Origin of the sequence: Mobiluncus mulieris ATCC 35243, from assembly GCF_000160615.1 — a bacterium.
GTDB lineage: Bacteria > Actinomycetota > Actinomycetes > Actinomycetales > Actinomycetaceae > Mobiluncus > Mobiluncus mulieris.
Genome location: NZ_GG668518.1, coordinates 200,810 through 204,048, shown reverse-complemented (window position 1 = coordinate 204,048; position 3,239 = coordinate 200,810). Strand labels below are relative to the sequence as shown.

1 protein-coding gene is annotated in these 3,239 nt (G+C 53.0%); it reads left to right on the top strand.

Annotation, left to right across the window (positions count from 1 at the left end; translation table 11 throughout):
* On the top strand, nucleotides 1–2,789 hold a 2,789-nt coding region (locus HMPREF0577_RS00755; protein ID WP_004011727.1), incomplete at its 5' end, for a cell wall-binding repeat-containing protein.
* Nucleotides 2,790–3,239: the final 450 nt, after the last annotated feature.

The following is a 3,239-nucleotide window of genomic DNA, read 5'->3' as shown; positions in this document are numbered from 1 at the left end:
CTAACGAGCAGGAGGTGCCTGGTTCGTATGATGGCATGGTCTCTACTGATCGTTTCGGCGGGTATGATCGTGTTGAAACTGCTATTAAGATTGCGGAGAAGGCTTTCGAGAAGACTGCTACTGATGTTGAGGTAGCGTATCTCGCCTCTGCTAGTGATGCTTCTGCGGTGGATTCTGCTGCTGCTGGTCACTTGTCTGACGGGCCGATATATTTGGTGAGTGGGGATAACCGTTCCGCCAAGGCTGTAAGTGATTCTATTAACAACAAGTTCCCCAACGTGCAAAAAATCATTGCTATTGGTGGGGAGAAAGCTGTTGCTGGTAGTTCCTTGAAGACTGTTGCTGATGCTGTGGGTGTGCCGTCTGAGCGTCTCGGCGGGGCTGACCGTTATGAGACCGCTGTGGCTATCGCTGAGCGTGGTTTGAATTACAAGGGTATGTCTTCTGTCGGGCAGTTTTATCCTAAGAAGGTTTATTTAGCGCGTGGTGATAACCCGGTGGATGCGCTAGTCTCCGGGGTAATGGATGACGCGCCGGTGCTTTTGTTGGGTCCGGATGGTTCCGTGCCTGAAGTAACTAAGAAATACTTGGCTAAAACCTTGCCTTCCAAGTTTGTGGCTTTGGGTGGTGAGAAGGCTATTCCGTCTGCTTCTTTCGTGAAGGCCGAACAAAACCCGGTTATTCGTAACGCTTTCACTGGTAATGAGGATATTAAAGACGCTAAAAAGAAAATGGATGAGGCCGAGTTCCTGCTCAAGGGTGTGCCCGGCAGTAAAGGTGTTAATCCTAAAATCCGGGAAACCCAGACCCTGTCCGAGGAACAGCTCGACGTGCTCAAGGCTCAGGTAGCCGGACTCGAAGCAGCCCGGAAGGCGGCTCAAACAGCCTACAATAATGCAGTAAAAACCGCGCTAGGTGCAATTGCCGCGCCCAAAGATACTGACCTGAAGACCGCCGAGAGCGCGCTGAAGACCGCCGAGGATGATTTGGCGAAGAAGGAGGGGCTCCTTAAAACCCGTCGGGAGGCCGAGGCGGCTATCAACGCGGCTGTGAAAACCTACCAAGACGCAATCAAAGCTGCGGGCACCGATACGAATGCGAAGAATGCTGCGGCTGTGGAGTTGAAAAAGGCTTTGACCCCTTACATCACCGCATACTGGGATGGCAGCGCCTCGGCAAGCCTCTCCGCCATGACGACTAGTGCCCTAGCTGACAAGCTCGCCGGTACCACTGGCGCCTTGAAGTCCACCACGGAAGTCTCCGCTGTCTTGCACGCTGCTGCTGCTGCATCTGGTAAGGCCGTGTTCACCAATGACTACGAGGATGCCTTCGGGAAGGTCATCGAAAACGGTACCAATGCGGGGTTGTTGAAGGATGCTAACGATGCGTATGCTGCGGCCGCCTTGGCTCAGAAGAAGTATGCCGAGGCTAAGACCGCGTATGACAATGCTAAGGCTGCGTATGACAAGGCTGTGGCCGAGGTGGAGAAGACTCCTGCGGTGAAGGCTGCTAAGGCTAATCTTGAGGCCGCTCAGAAGGCTTTGGATTCGGTTCGGTTCCAGATTGATAACGCTGGCGGTGGTTTGGCGTTCATGGGGTATAAGCGTATCGAGGCTGCCTATTCTTCTATCGACGGCGTGTATGCTAACGGTTTGAACAAGTATAAGGCTGCTATTGATAAGGCCGTGTCGGATGGGGCTAACTCCCAGCTGGGTGAAAACACGTTCGCTGGGTTCGCCCCGGCTGTTAAAGCTGTGAAGGCCGCCTACGGCGTGGATTTGACCCAGGAGAACGTGTCTAAGTTCTTTGCGTTCAAGAAGAACGCGGAGGGTAACCGGGTGGTGTTCCGTGCTAACCACGCGAAACTCTTGGCTGAGAGTGACGCTTTGGTTGACCAGGCTAAGGATCTTATCAACGAGTTTTACGCCGCGATGCAAGATGGGTTCAATAACGGGGACATGATTGGCTGGTTCCAGTCTCTGCGCTACACCACGCTTAACAACGGGATTTGGGGTAAGGCTGACGCTAAGAAACGCGCCCTGGTGCGTGATGCGTCTATGGCTGTTGTTGATGCTCTGCTAACCGGTGCCCGCGATTTTGACGGCACCCGCTATGACGAGAGCTTTTTTGGGCTGGATAAAGGCGAGGCGTTTACTATTAACCCGCGTGGTTTCGCTGGGGCTTCGCGTGTCGCCCACATTCTGGAATCTATCGCGTTGAACAATCGTAAGAGTGCCGAGTCTGCCTATAACGAGGCTCGTGTTGCTTTCAATGTTGCTTTGGATAAGGTGACTCCTAAGCGCTACGACCGGCTTTATGGAACGGATCGGTTCGAGACTTCCGCCGCGATTGCGGCTTACTGGAGGGCGTACTATGTGACCCTGCCTGATTCCCAGGGTGGTCTTGGCTATGAGCTCGCGAAGAGCTCCCGGGTATACCTCGCTAACGGTGATACCTTCATCGACGCGGTTGCTGGCGGGCAATTGAAGCAAGGTCCTATCCTGTTAGTCAACAAGGCTGGTGTCCTCACCGACCAGGTTAAGCAGCGTCTCGCTTTCGCTCGTACTGATTCGAAGATGCTTACCGTCACCGCGTTGGGTGGTGCTAATGCTGTATCGGATAAGACTCTCAACGACGCGGCGAAAGCCGCTAAAGACGGGTCCTTGATTGGTAAGACCCTGTTCGATAACTCGGTAGGGAAGACCCTGTCTAACACCCCGGCCGAGCCTAAAGCCGACCAGGCTAAAGACAAGAAAAACCCTAAAGACTCCAAAACTGACACCAAGTAGGACTGGGAAACTTTTTCTTGAATACAACTAGATAACCCAGGCCGGCCCCCGGAAACCCCGACAGGTTCCCGGGGGTCGGCCTTCCCTGTGGCAGGGAATAAAATGGTCGAAAAAAGCGGGTAAACCGTTTTGGGGACAGCGGGTAACCAGCAGGATTCCGTGTTTTTAATTCGGGTTTTTGATTGGTATCTCAATGAAAAATAGAGGTTGTTTAGCTTTTTTGGCTTAAATCATAACCATGCTTGACATTCCACAGATTTATGCCAGCAGGTGGTACGTGCTTAGTGTATGCCAAGAAAACCGCTCCATCATCTATACCTCTAACTTGGAATTCTCCAGATAAGGAACCATTCTGGGTGACACCCCCAATACCAGCCACCATCATCGACCGCACCGTGCATCACGACAGAATCCCCCGCTTCGCAGGAACCTCCTACCGCGTCACACATG